This window comes from Caballeronia sp. GAFFF1 (assembly GCF_023630705.1).
Taxonomy (GTDB): domain Bacteria; phylum Pseudomonadota; class Gammaproteobacteria; order Burkholderiales; family Burkholderiaceae; genus Caballeronia.
Window position 1 is genome coordinate 62,049 of the sequence record NZ_JALQEM010000013.1, and the last position, 17,056, is coordinate 79,104.

Here is a 17,056-nt window from a genome sequence, read left to right on the forward strand (position 1 = left end):
TCGAAGCAACGAATCAAAAGGAGTATAGCGACGATGCGTGAATGGATGCTTGCAAGCCGTCACAAGCCCGGCGGCGTTAGCCGTTCGGCGGATAAAACAGGCGGTTGATGAGACCGCGCACCTCGGGCGCGAGTTCGCCCGCCGTAAGCCCAGCCGGTCCGATGCCGCGACCGGTCAGCGTCTGCGCGGCGAGTCCGTGCAGATAGACGCCCGCGAGCGCCGCTTCGTACTGCGGCAGCTTTTGCGCGAGCAATGCGCCGATCAGACCGCCGAGCACGTCGCCGGTGCCGCCCGTCGCGAGTCCCGCGTTGCCGGTCGGGTTCACGGCGACGCGGCCATCCGGCGACGCGATCACCGTGCCCGATCCTTTCAACACGACGACAGCCGCGTAGCGCGCGCAAAGCTGGCGCGCCGCGGCGATGCGGTCCGCCTGCACGGCTTTCGCGTCGGATTGCAGAAGCCGCGCGGCCTCCAGCGGATGCGGCGTCAGCACGCACGGATCGCCCGCGCGGCCGCGCGCCGCGACTTCGCCGGCCAGCGCGTCGTCCGTCGCGACGAGATTGAGCGCGTCGGCATCGAGCAGCTTCGGCATGTCGAGCTTGAGCACATCGGCGAGCACGCGCTTCGCGCGATCCGTCTTCCCCATGCCGCAGCCGATGGCGAGCGCATCCGTCTTGTCGAGCGCGAAGCCGTCGACGTGATGCAGCATCAGTTCGGGATGCGGCGGGTCGTAGGGCGGGCCGCCTTCGCCCAGAAATGCGACGTGGACTTTGCCCGCGCCCGCATAGAGCGCCATGCGCGCCGCGAGGATGGGCGCGCCGCACATGCCCGTTTCGCCGCCGACGACGGCCAGCGTGCCGAACGTGCCCTTGTTGGTCGCGAAGTCGCGCGGCGGCAGGCTCGCCCGGAAGAGCGATGTCGCGTTGAGCATGATCGCAGGCGCGGCGGGCGGCTCCACGTCCAGCGTCGCGACGTGCAGCGTGCCGCACAGATCGCGGCCGAGCGCGGTGATGAGGCCCGGCTTTGCGCCGATGAAGGTGACCGTCGTGTTCGCGCGCAGCGCCTCGCCACCGCCGACGGGCGCGCCGGTATCGCTGTCGAGGCCGCTCGGCACATCGAGCGCGAGCACGCGGCCGGACTGCTGCGCGCGGCGCGACATGCGCGCGGCCAGCGTCGCAAAGACGCCATCGAGCGGGCGCGTGAGTCCGATGCCGAACATGCCGTCGACGAGCCAGCCGAAACCGTCGAACGAGGGGGGCGGGTCGCTCTCCATCGGCACGCCGGCCGCCTGCGCGGCATCGAGCGCCCAGCGCGCGTCGTCGGGTTTGACGGCTATCGGCATGCAGACCTGGACGGCCACGCCCGCGCGGTGCAGATGCTCGGCGACCACGAGGGCATCGCCGCCGTTATTGCCGGGGCCGGCCGCGATCCACACGGGCAGCGCGCAGGCGTCCGGATCACGGGAGAGCGCATCGAGCAGATACTGCGCGGCGGCCGCGCCCGCGCGCGCCATCAGCGTGTGCGGCGGCAGCGCGGCGGCGGCTCGCGCTTCGAGACTGCGCAGCTCCGCGAGCGTGTAGAGCGGGAGCGCGTCGTCGTCGGGCGTAAAGTAGGAAGCGGATGCGGTCATGGTGGCGCGAACGAAGGGTCGGCAAAGAAGGCAAAAGCGTTCCGGCTCGCACCCTTCATGCCACGCCGCGCCGGGCGGGCGACTCGCGCGTCAGAAGCGTGTCAGAAGCGCGTCAGAAGCGCGTCAGAAGCGCGTCAAAAGCGTTCGACGCCGATGGCCGCGAGCGTCTCGGCGGGAAGATCGGGCGCAACACCGGAGACGAGATCCGCGACCACTTTAGCAGACCCGCACGCGAGGCCCCAGCCCGCCGGACCGTGCGCCGCGTTGACGAACAGACGCGGATGCCGCGTCGCGCCGACGACCGGCAACCCGTCCGCCGAAAGCAGCCGCAAGCCGTCCCACGAACGCGCAGCCGATACGCGCGCGGCACCCGGAATCCAGTCGTGCGTGCCTTGGCCGAGCACGTCGAAGGCGCGGCGCGCGAGCCCGGCCCGCGCGGGCTTGTCGGCTTTCGCGAAACTCCGGAAAACGCCCGCGCCGCCGACGCGCAGCCGCTGATGCACCCGCGACATCGTGATGCGCTTCACCGAATCGACTACCGTGATATGCGGCGCGCGTTCCTCATAGGCGACGGGCGCGGTCAGCGTATGCACGCGCAGCGGATACAGCGAAGGCGTCGAGCGAAAGCCGCCGACGAGCGCGGGCGCATCCGCGCCCGCCGCGACGACGACCGCATCGGCGGATATCACCTCGGCGTCGGCGTGGCGCTTCTTGTCGTCCCTGGAGCGCGCAAGCTCCACCGCAGCGCGCCGGTCTTCGAGCCGCAGGGATGCCACTTCGCAATTCATGCGGAACTCGACGCCGGCTTCTTCCAGCAGTTGCTTCAGCTGCTTCGTGAAAAGCGGGCAATTGGCGGTGCGTTCTTCAGGGAGCAGCACGCCGCCTGCGAACGCGGGATCGTCCGGCACGGAGGGCTCCGCCCGCACGCATTCGTCCGGCGCAAGCTGCCGGTGCGGCACGCCGAAGCGCTTCAGAAGCTCGATGGCCGGCTGCGCGTCGTCGAGTTCGCGGGCGTGCCGGAAGACGTGCAGCATGCCGACGCGCTGCTCGTAGTCGAGCTCGAAGCGCCTTTCGATATCGGCGAGCGCGCGCCGCGACAATTCGACGAGCGGCTGCAGGCGCGCGTACTGCGCCGCGAACGCCTGCGGATCGCGCAACTCGCCGAGCCGCTTGAGAAAATCGCGCGCGGCGCCGTCGAAGCCGGTTTTCAGGATCATGCCGCTTTGCTTCGCGCGGCTCGACGCCATGAATGTCGGCCCGAACCAGACGTCGAGCGGCGAGGGCAGGAGCGCGCCGCCCTGGCCGTACGTCGCGCCTTGCGCGACGGTCGCGTGGCGCTCGATCACACAGACGCGATGCCCGGCCGCGTGCAACTGATAAGCGGTGGCGATGCCGGCGATTCCTCCGCCGATGACGATGACATCCATGACTTTTTGTGCCCGAGGGCGGGAGAACGCACGCGCGGCGCGGCGCATGGAGCGCACGGCGGGCCGCGTGTCCTGACGGTAAGACGGCAGGCGCGGCGGCATGCCGCGCCCGAAGAAAGCGCGCCATGATAGCGCCAAATGCGCCGTCCAGGGACGGCCATTCCGGAACCGCTCATGTGTCAAAAAGCGCGTCACTCCGCCGTGCGATCGAGCCGCGACATTTCAGGATGACAGGCGCGAGCGCGACGGCACGGCCGGGCCGGGCGCGGCCGATTTCGAGACACATCCGGGTTATAATCGCGGTCTTCACTCCGCCTCACGCCGCTTTCCCGCACTCGGCGCGCCGAGTGCCATCGAGCGGCTCACAGACGTCATCGACGCACCGTCACAATGGCCCACTTCTCGTGTTTCCCCGGCGCTTCGGCCCTCTCCGATTTCCGTCAGACTCGTCTCCTCGAAACGCTCACCCGCATCGACGCCAACATCGTCGGCGTGCGCGGACAATTCCTGCACTTCGTCAACGCGTCCGAGCCGCTCGGCGACGAGGACACGAACCGCATCCATGCGCTGATGCACTACGGCACGCCGTTCGCGGACCAGAAAGAGCGCGGCCATGTCGAGACGTTCCTCGTCGTGCCGCGCTTTGGCACCGTGTCGCCGTGGGCGAGCAAGGCCACCGACATCGCGCATCACTGCGGTCTGACGCAGGTGCGGCGCATCGAGCGCGGCGTCGAGTATTCGGTCGTCATGAAAAGCGGGCTGCTCGGCGGCAAGAAGGCGCTGTCGGACGAGGCGCGCGCGCAGGTCGCGGCCGCGCTGCACGATCGCATGACGGAAAGCGTCGCGGCATCGCGCGATCAGGCGCTGCATCTCTTCGATGAACTGCCCGCGAAGCCGCTGCAGACAGTCGATATCATCGGCACCGGGCGCTCCGCGCTGGAAGCGGCGAACGTCGAACTGGGTCTCGCGCTGGCGGACGACGAGATCGACTATCTGGTGAACGCGTTCCAAAGCCTCGGGCGCAATCCGACCGATGTCGAACTGATGATGTTCGCGCAGGCCAACAGCGAGCACTGCCGCCACAAGATCTTCAACGGCGAGTGGACCATCGACGGCGAGAAGCAGGACATGTCGCTGTTCCAGATGATCCGCAACACGGAGAAGCTGAATCACGAAGGGACGATCGTCGCGTATTCGGACAACTCGGCGATCATGCAGGGCGGCGTGGCGGAACGCTGGTTCCCGCGCGGCGAGAGCGAGCACTACGAGCGCCACGTCGAACTCACGCACACGCTGATGAAGGTCGAGACGCACAATCACCCGACCGCCATTTCCCCGTTCGCGGGCGCGGCCACGGGCTCGGGCGGCGAAATTCGCGACGAAGGCGCGACCGGCCGCGGCGCGCGTCCGAAAGCGGGTCTCGCGGGCTTTACCGTGTCGAACCTGGATCTGCCCGATGCGCGCCAGAAGTGGGAAAACGCCCGCGACAGCGCCACGCCGCCGTCCGCGCGCAATCCCGCCGACGCGCACGAGCCGTATGGCCGCCCGAATCGCATCGCTTCGCCGTTGCAGATCATGATCGACGGCCCGATCGGCGCGGCCGCCTTCAACAACGAATTCGGCCGGCCGAACCTCGGCGGCTATTTCCGCACCTACGAGCAGAACGTCGGGGGCCGCGTGCGCGGCTATCACAAGCCGATCATGATCGCGGGCGGCATCGGCAATATCTCGGACCAGCACACGCACAAGCACGACTTGCCGGCCGGCACGCTCCTGATTCAGATCGGCGGACCGGGCATGCGCATCGGCATGGGCGGCGGCGCGGCCTCGTCGATGGCCACTGGCGCGAACACCGCCGAGCTCGACTTCGATTCCGTGCAGCGCGGCAATCCCGAGATTCAGCGCCGCGCGCAGGAAGTCATCAACGCGTGCTGGCAAATGGGCGAGCGCAACCCGATTCTTTCGATTCACGACGTCGGCGCGGGCGGCATCTCGAACGCGTTCCCGGAACTCGTCGACGGCGCGGGCAAGGGCGCGCGCTTCGAACTGCGCAAGGTGCAACTCGAAGAAAGCGGCCTGTCGCCGCGTGAGATCTGGTCGAACGAGGCGCAAGAGCGCTACGTGCTGGCCATCGCGCCCGCCGATCTGTCCGCGTTCGAAGCGATTTGCGCGCGCGAGCGTTGCCCGGTCGCGGTCGTCGGCGTGGCGACAGAAGAGCGTCAACTGAAGCTGATAGACGACGAGAACGACGGCCAGGAGCCCGTCGACATGCCGATGGACGTGCTGCTCGGCAAGCCGCCGAAGATGCATCGCGACGTGAAAAGCGAGCGCGCGCAGTTCGAGCCAGTCGACGTGACCGGCCTCGCGCTGTCCGAAGTCGCGCTCGACGTGCTGAAGCATCCGACCGTCGCGAGCAAGTCGTTTCTCATCACCATCGGCGACCGCTCGGTGGGCGGCACGACCGCGCGCGACCAGTTCGTCGGTCCGTGGCAGGTGCCCGTCGCCGACTGCGCGATCACCACGATGGACTACGCGGGCTTTCGCGGCGAAGCGATGACGATGGCCGAGCGCACGCCGCTCGCCGTCATCGACGCGCCGGCTTCCGGCCGCATGGCCGTCGGCGAAGCGGTGACGAACATCGCGTCCGCGCCGATCGAATCGCTGAACAAGCTGAAGCTCTCCGCCAACTGGATGGCCGCGTGCGGCAGCCCGGGCGAAGACGCCGCGCTCTATGCGACCGTGAAGGCCATCGGCATGGAACTGTGCCCGGCGCTCGGCATCAGCATTCCGGTCGGCAAGGATTCGCTGTCGATGCGCACGAAATGGCAGGACGCGCGCGGCGCGCAGAAGGAAGTAGTGTCGCCGGTGTCGCTCATCATCTCGGCGTTCGCGCCGGTCGAAGACGTGCGCCGGCATCTCACGCCGCAACTCGTCGCCGATACGAACACCGTGCTGATCGCGATCGATCTCGGGCGCGGGCGCAATCGCCTCGGCGGCAGCATTCTCGCGCAAGTCACGCAGCAGGTCGGCGACGCCGTGCCCGACGTGGACGACGCGGAAGACCTGAAGCGCTTCTTCGCCGCCATTCAGTCGCTCAATGCAGACGGCAAGCTGCTCGCGTACCACGACCGCTCGGACGGCGGTCTGTGGGCGACGGTGTGCGAGATGGCGTTCGCGGGGCACGTGGGCGTGTCGCTGAACGTGGACATGCTGACGCTCGACGCCGAGCATGAATCCGATTACGGCGACGCCAAGGACTGGGCGAAGCAGACGAGCGGCCGCCGCGACGACCGCACCGTTCGCGCGCTCTTCGCCGAGGAACTGGGCGCGGTCGTGCAGGTGCGCGCGGCCGACCGCGACGCGGTGCTCGCCGCGCTGCGCGAACATGGTTTGTCGGCGTGCTCGCACGTGATCGGCAAGCCGAACGAGCGCGATGCCGTCGAGATCTATCGCGACGCGAAGAAGATCTTCGATGCGCCGCGCGTCGAACTGCATCGCGCGTGGAGCGAGGTGAGCTGGCGCATCGCGCGCCTGCGCGACAACCCGGCCTGCGCCGACGCGGAATACGACGCGCTGCTCGACGCGAGCGATCCCGGCCTCTCGCCCGTGCTCACGTTCGATCCGGCGGAAGACGTGGCCGCGCCTTTCATCGCGACGAACAAACGCCCGCGCGTGGCGATCCTGCGCGAGCAGGGCGTGAACTCGCATCTGGAGACGGCTTACGCGTTTGACCGCGCCGGCTTCGACGCGCACGACGTGCACATGAGCGATCTACTCGAAGGCCGCGCGACGCTCGCCGATTTCGAGGGCGCGGTGGCGTGCGGCGGCTTCTCGTACGGCGACGTGCTCGGCGCGGGCGAGGGCTGGGCGAAGACCATTCGCTTCAATCCGCGCCTTGCGGACATGTTCGCGGCGTTCTTCGCGCGCCAGGACACGTTCGCGCTCGGCATCTGCAACGGTTGCCAGATGATGTCGAACCTGGCGTCCATCATCCCGGGCGCGGAAAGCTGGCCGAAGTTCACGCGCAACAAGTCGGAGCAGTTCGAGGCGCGCTTCTCGCTGGTGGAAGTGCAGAGCTCGCCGTCGATCTTCTTCGCCGGCATGGAAGGCTCGCGCATTCCGGTGGCGGTCGCGCACGGCGAAGGCTTCGCGGACTTCTCGCAACAGGGCGATGCCGTGAGCGCGCTCGTCGCGATGCGTTTCGTCGATCATCGCGGCGCCGCGACGGAGCGGTATCCGTTCAACCCGAACGGGTCGGCGCAGGGCATCACGTCCGTCACGACGCCGGATGGCCGCTTCACGGTGCTGATGCCGCACATGGAGCGCGTGCATCGCAATGTGCAGATGAGCTGGACGCCCGCCGACTGGACCACCGACGCAAGCCCGTGGCTGCGCGCGTTCCAGAATGCGCGACGCTTCCTCGGCTGATCGCGCGTAAGCGGAGCGCCACGCCCCGGAGCCTCGGCTGCCGGGGCGTTTTTTTGGACTCCGCGGTTCCAGAAGCAACAAAGCCGCCCGAGGGCGGCTTCTTCTTACATCGCGCGAGTTCGCGGCAGGAGCAAGGAGGCGATTACTTGATGACCGCCTTCTTGCGCAGATCTTCTTCGAACGCCTGCAGCTTTTCCTGCTGCATTTGCTGCGCGATCTGCGCCTTGACCTGTTCGAACGGCGGCGGAGCGATGTCGCGGCTGTCGTCGAGGCGGATGATGTGCCAGCCGAACTGCGTCTTGACCGGCGCAGCCGTGACTTCGCCCTTCTTGAGCTTTTCGGCCGCTGCGCCGAATTCCGGCACGTACGCCGACGGCGACGACCAGTCGAGATCGCCGCCGTTCTTGCCCGATCCCGGATCCTTCGAATATTGCTTCGCGAGGTCTTCGAAGCTCGCGCCGCCCTTGATCTTCCCGATCAGGTCTTTGGCCTGCGCCTCGTTATCCACGAGGATGTGATGCAGATGCAGTTCCTTGCCGCCGCCTTGCTGCTTCACGAGCTGGTCGTAACGCGCCTTGATTTCAGCGTCGCTCGGCTTGTTCTTCGCGAGGTAGTCTTCGATCATCGCGCGCAGCACGACGGTCTGCTGCGCGACGGCCAGTTGCGCCTTCACGTCCGGGCGGTTGGCCACGCCTTCGCGGGCGGCTTCCTGCATCAGGATTTCACGGTTGATCAGTTCTTCGCGCACGGCCTGTTGCAGTTGCGGCGAATCCTGCTGACCCTGCTGGACGAGTTGCTTCACGAGCGCATCGGCACGCGCCGTGGGAATCGGCGTGCCGTTCACGACGGCGATGTTCTGCGCAAACGCGGGAGCCGCCGCGAACGCAGCCAGCAACACCCAGACACGGGTTTTTTTCAAAGTCATCGGAGGTTCCTAACTGAACAAACAGACGCCTTCAAAGGCGGGTTTAGCGAGATCGGGCCGAACCGCGATTTAATCGAATTGTTCTGCGAACTCTTGCGGCGTATAAGCCCGGATGGCGAGCGCGTGCACGCCGCGCCGCATTTCTTCGGCCAGCGCATCATACACCAGCCGATGCCGTGCCACGCGCGCCTTGCCGGCAAAGCGTTCCGCGACGATGGTCACCGTGTAGTGGCTGCCTGACGCGGCGCCGGCGTGGCCCGCGTGCGCGGCGCTGTCGTCCTCGATATGGACGGACTGCGGATCGAGCGCGGCGTTCAGCCGCGCTTCGAGATGCGCGATTTTCTCCTGCGCGCTTGCGGCCATGAAATCGAATGGATCGGTCATTGGTTGTCCTCCTTCATGTACTTCGCGAGCCAGAAACTCTGCGCGACGATGAAGAGCACAAGACAGCCTGTCGCGCCGAAGAGCTTGAAGTTGACCCACTGGTCGGTCGTGAAGTGATAGGCGACGAAGAGGTTCACGATGCCGAGCAGCGCGAAGAACACCGCCCACGCGATATTCAACTGTCCCCATACGCGATGCGGCAGAACGATCTGCTTGCCCATCATCGCTTCGATCAGGTTCTTCCTGAAGCCGACTTGCGCGACGATTAGCGCGAATGCGAAGAGCCAGTAGAGGGCAGTGGGCTTCCACTTGATGAACGTGTCGTTATGCAGCACGAGCGTCGCGCCGCCGAACACCACGACGACGCCCAGGCTCACCCACAGCATCGGATCGACCTTGCGGTGCCGGAACGCGACCCACGCGATCTGCACGAGCGTCGCCGCGATCGCCACGGCCGTCGCCGTATAGATGCCCCATATCTTGAAAGCGACGAAAAAGAGGATGATCGGAAACAGATCGAACAGGAATTTCATTGGCGTTTCGGAGGTGAGGCGAGTCGTGTGGCGCGGGGCGCGACGAGAGCAAGCGAACGCCCGCTCAAAAGAGCGGGCGGGGTCGAATACGGGACACGGCTCATGCGCGAGCGTGCCGGCGCGTGTCCGTTCAAGGCCGAACCCGGTTACTTGGGTTCGAATTGTAGCGCAGCCGAATTGATGCAATACCGCAGGCCGGTGGGCGCGGGGCCGTCCTCGAATACATGGCCGAGATGCGCGCCGCAGTTCTTGCACTGCACTTCGATGCGAAGCATGCCGTGCGAGCGGTCGGTCTTTTCCTGAATCACTTCGCCGTTGATCGGCTTGAAGTAGCTCGGCCAGCCGCAGCCGGCGTCGAACTTGGTGTCGGATTCGAAGAGGGGCGTGCCGCAACACACGCAGTCATACACGCCGCGCTCGAAGTGATCCCAGTACTCGCCGGTGAACGGCCGTTCGGTCGCCGCATGGCGCGTGACCTGATATTGCATGTCGTTGAGTTCGCGGCGATAGACCGCATCGTCCTTTTGCAGCGGATGCTCGGTGGCGCCGGGGGTGTCGTCTCGGTTCATGGTCTTCCTTTCGTTGCTCTGGACTATGTAGTTGGGGGCGGGCTCAGGAAGAACAACTGACTTCCAGATCGCTCGCCCAGTCCGGCGGCAAGCCGGCGTAAGCCTCGTTTTCGGGCTGCTCGTCGAACGGGCGGCGCAGCACGTCGAGCAGGCGCGCGACTTCCGAGAAATCCTTCTCGTTCGCCTGCCGGATGGCCTGCTCGGCCAGATGATTGCGCAGGACGAATTTCGGATTCACGCGATTCATCGCCGCGGCGCGGGCGGCATCGTCGCGCGATTCATGCGCGAGGCGCTCGTGATACTGCACGGCCCAGGCGTCGAAGGCCGCACGGTCGAGGAAAAGATCGCGCACGGGCGCATCGCCCGATGCATCCGCTTTCGCGAGCTTCGACAGATTGCGGAACGTCAGCGTGAAGTCCGCGCGATTCGCATGCATGATCTCCAGCAGACCGTTGGCGAGCTTGTCGTCGCCTTCGCGCGCGGTCGCGAGACCGAGCTTTGCGCGCATCTTGTCTTCCAGCGCGGGCGCGAAATACGTCTTGTAGCGTTCGAGCACCTTCTGCGCTTCCTCGACCACGCGTTCCGCGCGGCCTTCTTCCGCCAGCCTGGCGCCGAAGAGCGGCACGAGCGCCTGCGCGAGACAGAACAAGTTCCAGTACCCGACCTGCGGCTGCCGGCTATACGAATAACGGCCTTGCGTGTCCGAGTGATTGCAGATGTGATGCGCGTTGAAGCCGTCCATGAAACCGAACGGACCGTAGTCGATGGTGAGGCCAAGAATCGACATGTTGTCCGTATTCATCACGCCGTGGCAGAAGCCCACGCCTTGCCATTGCGCCATGAGCTCCGCCGTGCGTCGCACGACTTCATCGAGCAGCGTGAGATACGGATCGTCGGCGTCACGGCACTGCGGATAGAAACGCTCGATGACGTGATCGGCCAGCGTCTTGAGCTCGTCCACGCGCTCGTTCGCATAGAAGTGCTCGAAGTTGCCGAAGCGCAAGAAGCTCGGCGCGATGCGCGTGGCGATCGCCGCCGTCTCGATGGTCTCGCGGCGCACCGGCAAGTCGGAGCCGATGACGCCGAGCGCGCGCGTCGTCGGAATGCCGAGATGATGCATCGCCTCCGAGCACAGGAACTCGCGGATGGACGAGCGCAGCACCGCGCGGCCATCGCCCATGCGCGAATACGGCGTGCGGCCCGCGCCCTTCAGCTGCACTTCGAGTCGCGCGCCGGCGCGGTCGACTTCGCCGAGCGTGAGCGCGCGGCCATCGCCCAATTGCCCGGCCCATACGCCGAACTGATGCCCCGAATAGACCGCGGCATAGGGCAGCGCCTCGGGCGGCCATTCGCGCGTGGGATTGCCCGCGAAGTAAGCGGCGAACGCGGCTGGTTCGTCTTCTGCGATGCGCGCGTCGAAGCCGAGCAGTTCGGCCGCCTCGCGCGACACGGCGATGACGTAAGGATCGGGAACAGGCGTGGCGGGAAGGCGGGTGAGAAACGCGGGACCGAGCGAGGCGAACGAGCCGGGACGGTTGCTTTGAATCGACTCGGCGACTTCTTGCATCGACTGAGCGGAAAAATCGCGTTCATCGGCTGCGCCGGTCGTTGCGCGCACGGCATTGCTTGGGGAAAACGACATGTTGAGCGCCTCTGAGTTAAACGATATTGTAATTCCGCGCCCGCGGGCCTGCAGGGCGGCACTCGGGCAGCTGTCGGACCATCGTTCGGACCATCCACTCGTCGAGGACTTCACACATGGCGTCGCCGCTTTACGGTCAGATGATGGACATTCCGCTGCTCGCGTCGTCATTGCTCTCGCATGCGGCGCGCCACTTCGGCGATACGGAGATCGTGTCGAAGCGCATCGAGGGCGACATTCATCGCTACACGTATCGCGATTGCGAAAAGCGCGCGAAGCAACTCGCGCAGGCGCTCGCGGCCCTCGGCGTCGGGCAGGGCGAGCGCATCGGCACGCTCGCGTGGAACGGTTATCGGCATCTGGAGTGCTATTACGGCGTGAGCGGCATGGGCGCCGTGTGCCACACCATCAATCCGCGGCTCTTTCCGGATCAGATCGCGTTCATCATCGACCACGCCGACGATTCATACGTCTTCTTCGACATGACGTTCGGGCCGCTCGTCGAACGCATCGCGCCGCACTGTCCGAATGTGAGGGGCTGGATCGCGCTCGGCGATGCGTCGTGCATCGCGGAACATCTCGGCGACATGAGCGTGCCCGTGATGAGCTACGAAAGCCTCATCGCGCCACAGGACGGCGTGTTCGAGTGGCCGGTGCTGGACGAGCGGCAAGCCTCGTTTCTCTGCTACACGTCGGGCACGACCGGCAATCCGAAAGGCGCGCTGTATTCGCATCGCTCGACCGTGCTGCATGCGTACGCCGCCGCGCTGCCCGATGCGATGGGCGCTTCGTCGAGCGATGCCATTCTTCCCGTCGTGCCGATGTTCCACGTCAATGCGTGGGGCATTCCGCATGCCGGGCCGCTCGTCGGCGCGAAGCTCGTGTTTCCGGGCAAGGACCTCGACGGCAAGTCGCTCTACGAACTCATGGAGGCGGAAGGCGTCACGTATTCGGCGGGCGTGCCGACGGTCTGGCTCGGACTCCTGAATTACATGAAGCAGGCGGACAAGCGCTTCACGACGCTCAAGCGCACCGTCATAGGCGGCTCCGCGTGTCCGCCCGCGATGCTGCGCACGTTTGAAGAAGAATACGGCGTCGAAGTGATTCACGCGTGGGGCATGACGGAGATGTCGCCGCTCGGCACGCTCGCGCGCCTGTCGTTCCGCCAGAAGCAGCGCACGCCGGAGGAGCAGCGCGCATCGCGCGAAAAGCAGGGGCATGCGCTTTTCGGCGTGGACATGAAGGTGGTCGGCGACGACGGCCGCGAGCTGCCGTGGGACGGCCAGTCGTTCGGCGATCTATACGTGCGCGGGCCGTGGGTCATCGACCGCTATTACCGCCGCGACGAATCCCCGCTCGTCGACGGCTGGTTCCCGACCGGCGACGTCGCGACCATCGACGCGGACGGCTTCATGCACATCACGGACCGCAGCAAGGACGTGATCAAGTCGGGCGGCGAATGGATCAGCTCGATCGATCTGGAGAACATCGCGATGTCGCATCCGCAAGTGGCGGAGGCCGCGTGCATCGCGTGTTCGCATCCGAAGTGGACCGAGCGGCCGATGATCGTCGCCGTGCTGCGGCCGGGTGCGACGCTCACGCGCGACGAATTGCTCGCGTTCTACGAAGGCAAGGTCGCGAAGTGGTGGATTCCGGATGACGTCGTGTTCGCCGACGAGTTGCCGCATACCGCCACGGGCAAGCTTCAAAAGGTGCGGCTGCGCGAGCAGTACCGCGATCATGTTCTCCCTGTCGCGGAAGAGAAAGCCGTCTGAGCGTTCTTGATATTCGCTCGCACGCCCCGCGCCGCGCCGCGGGGCGTTCTTTTATCGAGCGATCGCAGCGCATGAGGGCATAGCCGAATTGCACGGTCGTTCGTCTTTGTATATTTTTGCCCGATCGCCCACAATGAGCCATCACGCGAGAGGGAACACCCATGGCAGTCGACTATACGATCCGCGAAGGCGTTGCCGTCATCACGCTCGACAATCCGCCGGTCAACGGGCTCGGACATTCGACGCGGCTTGGCATCGTCGAGGGCATCGAGCGGGCACGAAGCGATGCGTCGGTGCATGCAATCGTGCTGATCGGCGCGGGCAAGGCGTTCTCGGGCGGCGCGGACATCACCGAATTCAATACGCCGAAAGCCACGCAGGAACCGACGCTCGCCACCGTCATCAAGGCCGTGGAAGGCAGCGAGAAGCCGGTCGTCGCGGCCATCCACGCGGTCGCGATGGGCGGCGGGCTGGAACTCGCGCTCGGAGCGCACTACCGCATCGCGTTGCCGGGCGCGCAGATCGCGCTGCCGGAAGTGAAGCTCGGCTTGCTGCCGGGCGCGGGCGGCACGCAGCGTCTGCCGCGCGTCGTCGGACTGGAGCGGGCGCTCGACATGATCGTGTCCGGCATGCCGGTGCGATCGGAAAAGCTCGCCGACACGGCGCTCTTCGACGAAATGGCGCAAGGCGATTTGCTCGATGCCGCCATCGGCTTCGCGCGACGCATGGCCGAACGAGGCGGTCCGCATCCGAAAGTGCGCGATCGCCCGATTACGCATCCCGACGCCGCGCGTTGCTTCGAAGCCGCGCGTCATGCGATTGCTGAGAAAGCCAGGCACTTTCCCGCGCCTCACAAGTGCATCGATGCGATCGAAATGGGCGCGAAGGAAGGCTTCGATCGCGGTCTCGCCTTCGAGCGCGAGTGCTTTCTCTTTCTCGTGCAGACGCCGGAAAGCCGCGCGCTGCGCCATGCTTTCTTCGCCGAGCGCGCGGCTAGCAAGATCGCCGATGTGCCTTCGAATACGCCGGTTCGAAAAATCGACCGCATCGGCGTGATCGGCGCGGGAACGATGGGCGGCGGCATTGCGATGAACTTCATCAACGCGGGCTTGCCGGTCGTGCTGCTGGAAACGAAACAGGACGCGCTCGATCGCGGCCTCGCCACCGTGCGGCGCAACTACGAAGCGCAGGTGAAGAAGGGCAAGCTCACGCAAGGACAGGTCGAAGCCCGCATGCAACTCGTGCATCCGACGCTCGACTACGCCGATCTCGCGCAAGCCGATCTGATCGTGGAAGCCGTGTTCGAGGACCTCGACGTGAAGGCGCAAGTCTTCCGTCAACTGGACGCGACCGCGAAGCAGGGCGCGATCCTCGCGTCGAATACGTCGACACTCGATCTCGACCAAATCGCGGCATTCACGCAGCGTCCCGGCGATGTGATCGGCATGCACTTCTTCAGTCCTGCCAGCGTCATGAAGCTGCTCGAAGTGGTGCGCGGCGAGAAGACGGACAAGGACGTGCTCGCGACCGTCATGCAGCTCGCCAGAAAGATCGGCAAGACGGCGGTGGTGGCGCGCGTGTGCGACGGCTTTATCGGCAACCGCATGATCGAGCAATATCTGCGGCAGGCGCTTTTCATGCTCGAAGAAGGCGCGCTGCCGGCGCAGATCGACCGCGCCATCGAGACGTTCGGCTTTGCTATGGGTCCGTTCCGCATGAGCGATTTGGCGGGCAACGATATCGGCTGGGCGATTCGCAAACGGCGCTATCGGGAGCAGCCGGACATGCGCTATTCGGGCGTCGCGGACCGGCTGTGCGAATTGGGTCGCTTCGGGCAAAAGACCGGCGCGGGCTGGTACGACTATGAGACGGGCTCGCGCGAGGCGAAGCCGTCGCGGGCAGTGGACGACATGATCGTCGCGTATTCCAAGGAACAAGGCATCGCGCGGCGGGAGATCGGTGACGCCGAGATTGTCGAGCGGCTCGTGCTGTCGCTCGTCAACGAGGGCGCGAAGATTCTGGAAGAAGGCATCGCGGCGAAGGCATCGGATATCGACATCGTGTATCTGACGGGCTACGGCTTTCCGCTTTGGCGCGGCGGGCCGATGTTTCATGCCGACACGCTCGGCCTGCCGAACGTCGAGCGCGCCATGCGCAAGTACGCCGCGCAACGCAACGGCGAAGCGTGGCAGCCGGCTGCGCGCATCATCGAACTGGCGGCCCGCAACGGCCGCTTCAATGCATGAGTGCCGAATGAAATCAGCGGAAGAAGTGCTCCTTGTCGTCGACGTGCAATACGACTTCATGCCCGGCGGCGCGCTCGCGGTCGCGCGGGGCGATGAAGTGGTGCCGGTCATCAACCGGCTGGCGAAGGCGTTCTCGCATGTCGTGCTGACGCAGGACTGGCATCCGGCGTCGCATGTGTCGTTCGCGGCGAATCACGCGGGACGCGCGCCGTTCGAAACCATCGCGATGCCTTATGGCGAACAGGTGCTCTGGCCGCCGCATTGCGTGCAGGGCACTCAGGGCGCGGCGCTGCATCGCGATCTCGACGTGCCGCATGCGCGGCTCATCGTGCGCAAGGGGCATCACGCGCGCGTCGACAGTTATTCGGCTTTCGTCGAGGCGGATCGCGCGACGCCGACCGGACTCGCCGGCTATCTGCGCGAAGTGGGCGCGAAGCGCGTGTGGCTCGCGGGACTCGCCACCGACTATTGCGTCGCGTGGTCCGCGATCGACGCGCGCGCCGCGGGCTTCGAAGCGAGCGTGATCGAAGACGCGTGCCGCGCGATCGACCTGAACGGCTCGCTCGAACGCGCGTGGTCCGACATGCGCGCGGCGGGCGTCGCGCGGGGGCGGTCGGACGATGTAACCGGCTAAGGCTGATCGCGATTTTTGCTACGCTTGGCGCTTCGTTCGTTCATTCGCATAACAGGAGCCGCCGTGCTACGTCACATCGTCATGTGGAAGCTGAAAGAGTTCGCCGAGGGCGCGAATCGCGCGGAGAACGCGCAAAAGCTGAAGACCAAGCTCGAAACCTGCCGCAGCCTCGTGAAAGGGCAGGGACACTTCGAGGTCGGCATCGCGCAGCCGGGCTTCGACTGCACCTACGACGTCGTGCTCGTCTCGGACTTCGACGACACCGCTTCGCTGCACGCGTATCAGGTTCATCCGAAGCATCTCGCGGTGAAGGACTTCGTGGCGGCGGTCCGCGAAGCGCGTCAATGCCTCGACTACGAAGTGTGATCGCGATGACCGATACGCAGAAACAGCCCACGAACCAGGCCATCGCAATCGAAAGCCCGTTCATCGACGCGCTCGGCGTGCAGCTCGTGAAAGCCGTCGATGGCGAAGGCGAAGTGCGCCTGCCGCTTAGCGAAACGCATCTGAACACGTGGGGCATCGCGCATGGCGGCGTCACGATGACCTTGCTTGACGCGGCGCTCGCCATTGCGGCGCGCAGTGTCGCGGGCGACGGCATCGGCGTCGTCACCGTCGAGATGAAGGTGAACTTCATGCAGCCGGGGCGCGGCGAGTTGCGCGGCTACGGCCGCGTGCTGCACCGCTCGACGACGATGGCCTACTGCGAAGGCGAAATCCGCGACAGCGAAGGGCACTTCGTCGCGAAGGCGCTCGGCACGTTCAAGTACATGAAGCGGCTCGCGGTGGGCCGCGACGTCGTGCGTCAGAAACTGCGTTCGGACCCGTTGGCCACGCCCGGACCGAGCGACGCCTGATCAGGA

The 17,056-nt window shown here is 66.0% G+C and carries 13 protein-coding genes; 6 read left to right on the plus strand and 7 right to left on the minus strand.

Annotated elements, in window-relative coordinates:
• Positions 1 to 76: 76 nt before the first annotated feature.
• Complete coding sequence (locus NCR37_RS06550) at positions 77 to 1,630, minus strand: NAD(P)H-hydrate dehydratase (RefSeq protein ID WP_250472287.1); 1,554 nt, start codon at positions 1,628 to 1,630, stop codon at positions 77 to 79.
• Between the two features lie 134 nt (positions 1,631 to 1,764).
• Positions 1,765 to 3,057, minus strand: coding sequence for an FAD-dependent oxidoreductase (locus NCR37_RS06555; RefSeq protein WP_250472288.1), 1,293 nt, complete (start codon positions 3,055 to 3,057; stop codon positions 1,765 to 1,767).
• A gap of 390 nt (positions 3,058 to 3,447) precedes the next feature.
• Between NCR37_RS06555 and purL the strand changes: the two genes are divergently transcribed.
• A complete protein-coding gene (purL, locus tag NCR37_RS06560; protein WP_250472289.1) occupies positions 3,448 to 7,485 on the plus strand; it encodes a phosphoribosylformylglycinamidine synthase in 4,038 nt (1,345 codons plus the stop codon).
• A 142-nt stretch (positions 7,486 to 7,627) separates the two neighbouring features.
• On the opposite strand, the gene NCR37_RS06565 is transcribed toward purL, so the two are convergent.
• The 5 genes from NCR37_RS06565 to NCR37_RS06585 form a co-directional block, all read right to left on the minus strand.
• Positions 7,628 to 8,410 (minus strand): peptidylprolyl isomerase, encoded by a 783-nt coding sequence (locus NCR37_RS06565; protein ID WP_250472290.1) that lies wholly within the window; start codon positions 8,408 to 8,410, stop codon positions 7,628 to 7,630.
• Between the two features lie 69 nt (positions 8,411 to 8,479).
• The gene (locus NCR37_RS06570) at positions 8,480 to 8,794 is read right to left on the minus strand and encodes a BolA family protein (protein ID WP_250472291.1); all 315 of its coding nucleotides are present in this window, start codon (positions 8,792 to 8,794) and stop codon (positions 8,480 to 8,482) included.
• Complete coding sequence (locus tag NCR37_RS06575) at positions 8,791 to 9,327, minus strand: septation protein A (RefSeq protein WP_175940289.1); 537 nt, start codon at positions 9,325 to 9,327, stop codon at positions 8,791 to 8,793. The genes NCR37_RS06570 and NCR37_RS06575 overlap by 4 nt, the downstream gene beginning before the upstream one ends.
• 146 nt (positions 9,328 to 9,473) lie before the next feature.
• Positions 9,474 to 9,896, minus strand: a complete 423-nt coding sequence (msrB, locus tag NCR37_RS06580) for a peptide-methionine (R)-S-oxide reductase MsrB (protein ID WP_250472292.1) — start codon at positions 9,894 to 9,896, stop codon at positions 9,474 to 9,476.
• Between the two features lie 43 nt (positions 9,897 to 9,939).
• Positions 9,940 to 11,538, minus strand: coding sequence for a protein adenylyltransferase SelO (locus tag NCR37_RS06585; RefSeq protein ID WP_502800489.1), 1,599 nt, complete (start codon positions 11,536 to 11,538; stop codon positions 9,940 to 9,942).
• Positions 11,539 to 11,654: 116 nt separating this feature from the next.
• Here NCR37_RS06585 and NCR37_RS06590 point away from each other — a divergent pair, with 116 nt between their 5' ends.
• The 5 genes from NCR37_RS06590 to NCR37_RS06610 all read left to right on the plus strand — a co-directional run bounded on the left by NCR37_RS06590 (position 11,655) and on the right by NCR37_RS06610 (position 17,050).
• Entirely contained in the window at positions 11,655 to 13,313 is a 1,659-nt protein-coding gene (locus NCR37_RS06590) for a 3-(methylthio)propionyl-CoA ligase (RefSeq protein WP_250472293.1), read from the plus strand.
• 161 nt (positions 13,314 to 13,474) lie between these two features.
• Positions 13,475 to 15,559, plus strand: a complete 2,085-nt coding sequence (locus NCR37_RS06595; protein ID WP_250472294.1) for a 3-hydroxyacyl-CoA dehydrogenase NAD-binding domain-containing protein — start codon at positions 13,475 to 13,477, stop codon at positions 15,557 to 15,559.
• Between the two features lie 7 nt (positions 15,560 to 15,566).
• Positions 15,567 to 16,193 (plus strand): bifunctional nicotinamidase/pyrazinamidase, encoded by a 627-nt coding sequence (pncA, locus tag NCR37_RS06600; protein ID WP_250472295.1) that lies wholly within the window; start codon positions 15,567 to 15,569, stop codon positions 16,191 to 16,193.
• A gap of 63 nt (positions 16,194 to 16,256) precedes the next feature.
• Complete coding sequence (locus NCR37_RS06605) at positions 16,257 to 16,559, plus strand: Dabb family protein (protein WP_175940295.1); 303 nt, start codon at positions 16,257 to 16,259, stop codon at positions 16,557 to 16,559.
• 5 nt (positions 16,560 to 16,564) lie between these two features.
• Positions 16,565 to 17,050, plus strand: a complete 486-nt coding sequence (locus NCR37_RS06610; protein ID WP_250472296.1) for a PaaI family thioesterase — start codon at positions 16,565 to 16,567, stop codon at positions 17,048 to 17,050.
• The last annotated feature ends 6 nt before the right edge of the window (positions 17,051 to 17,056 follow it).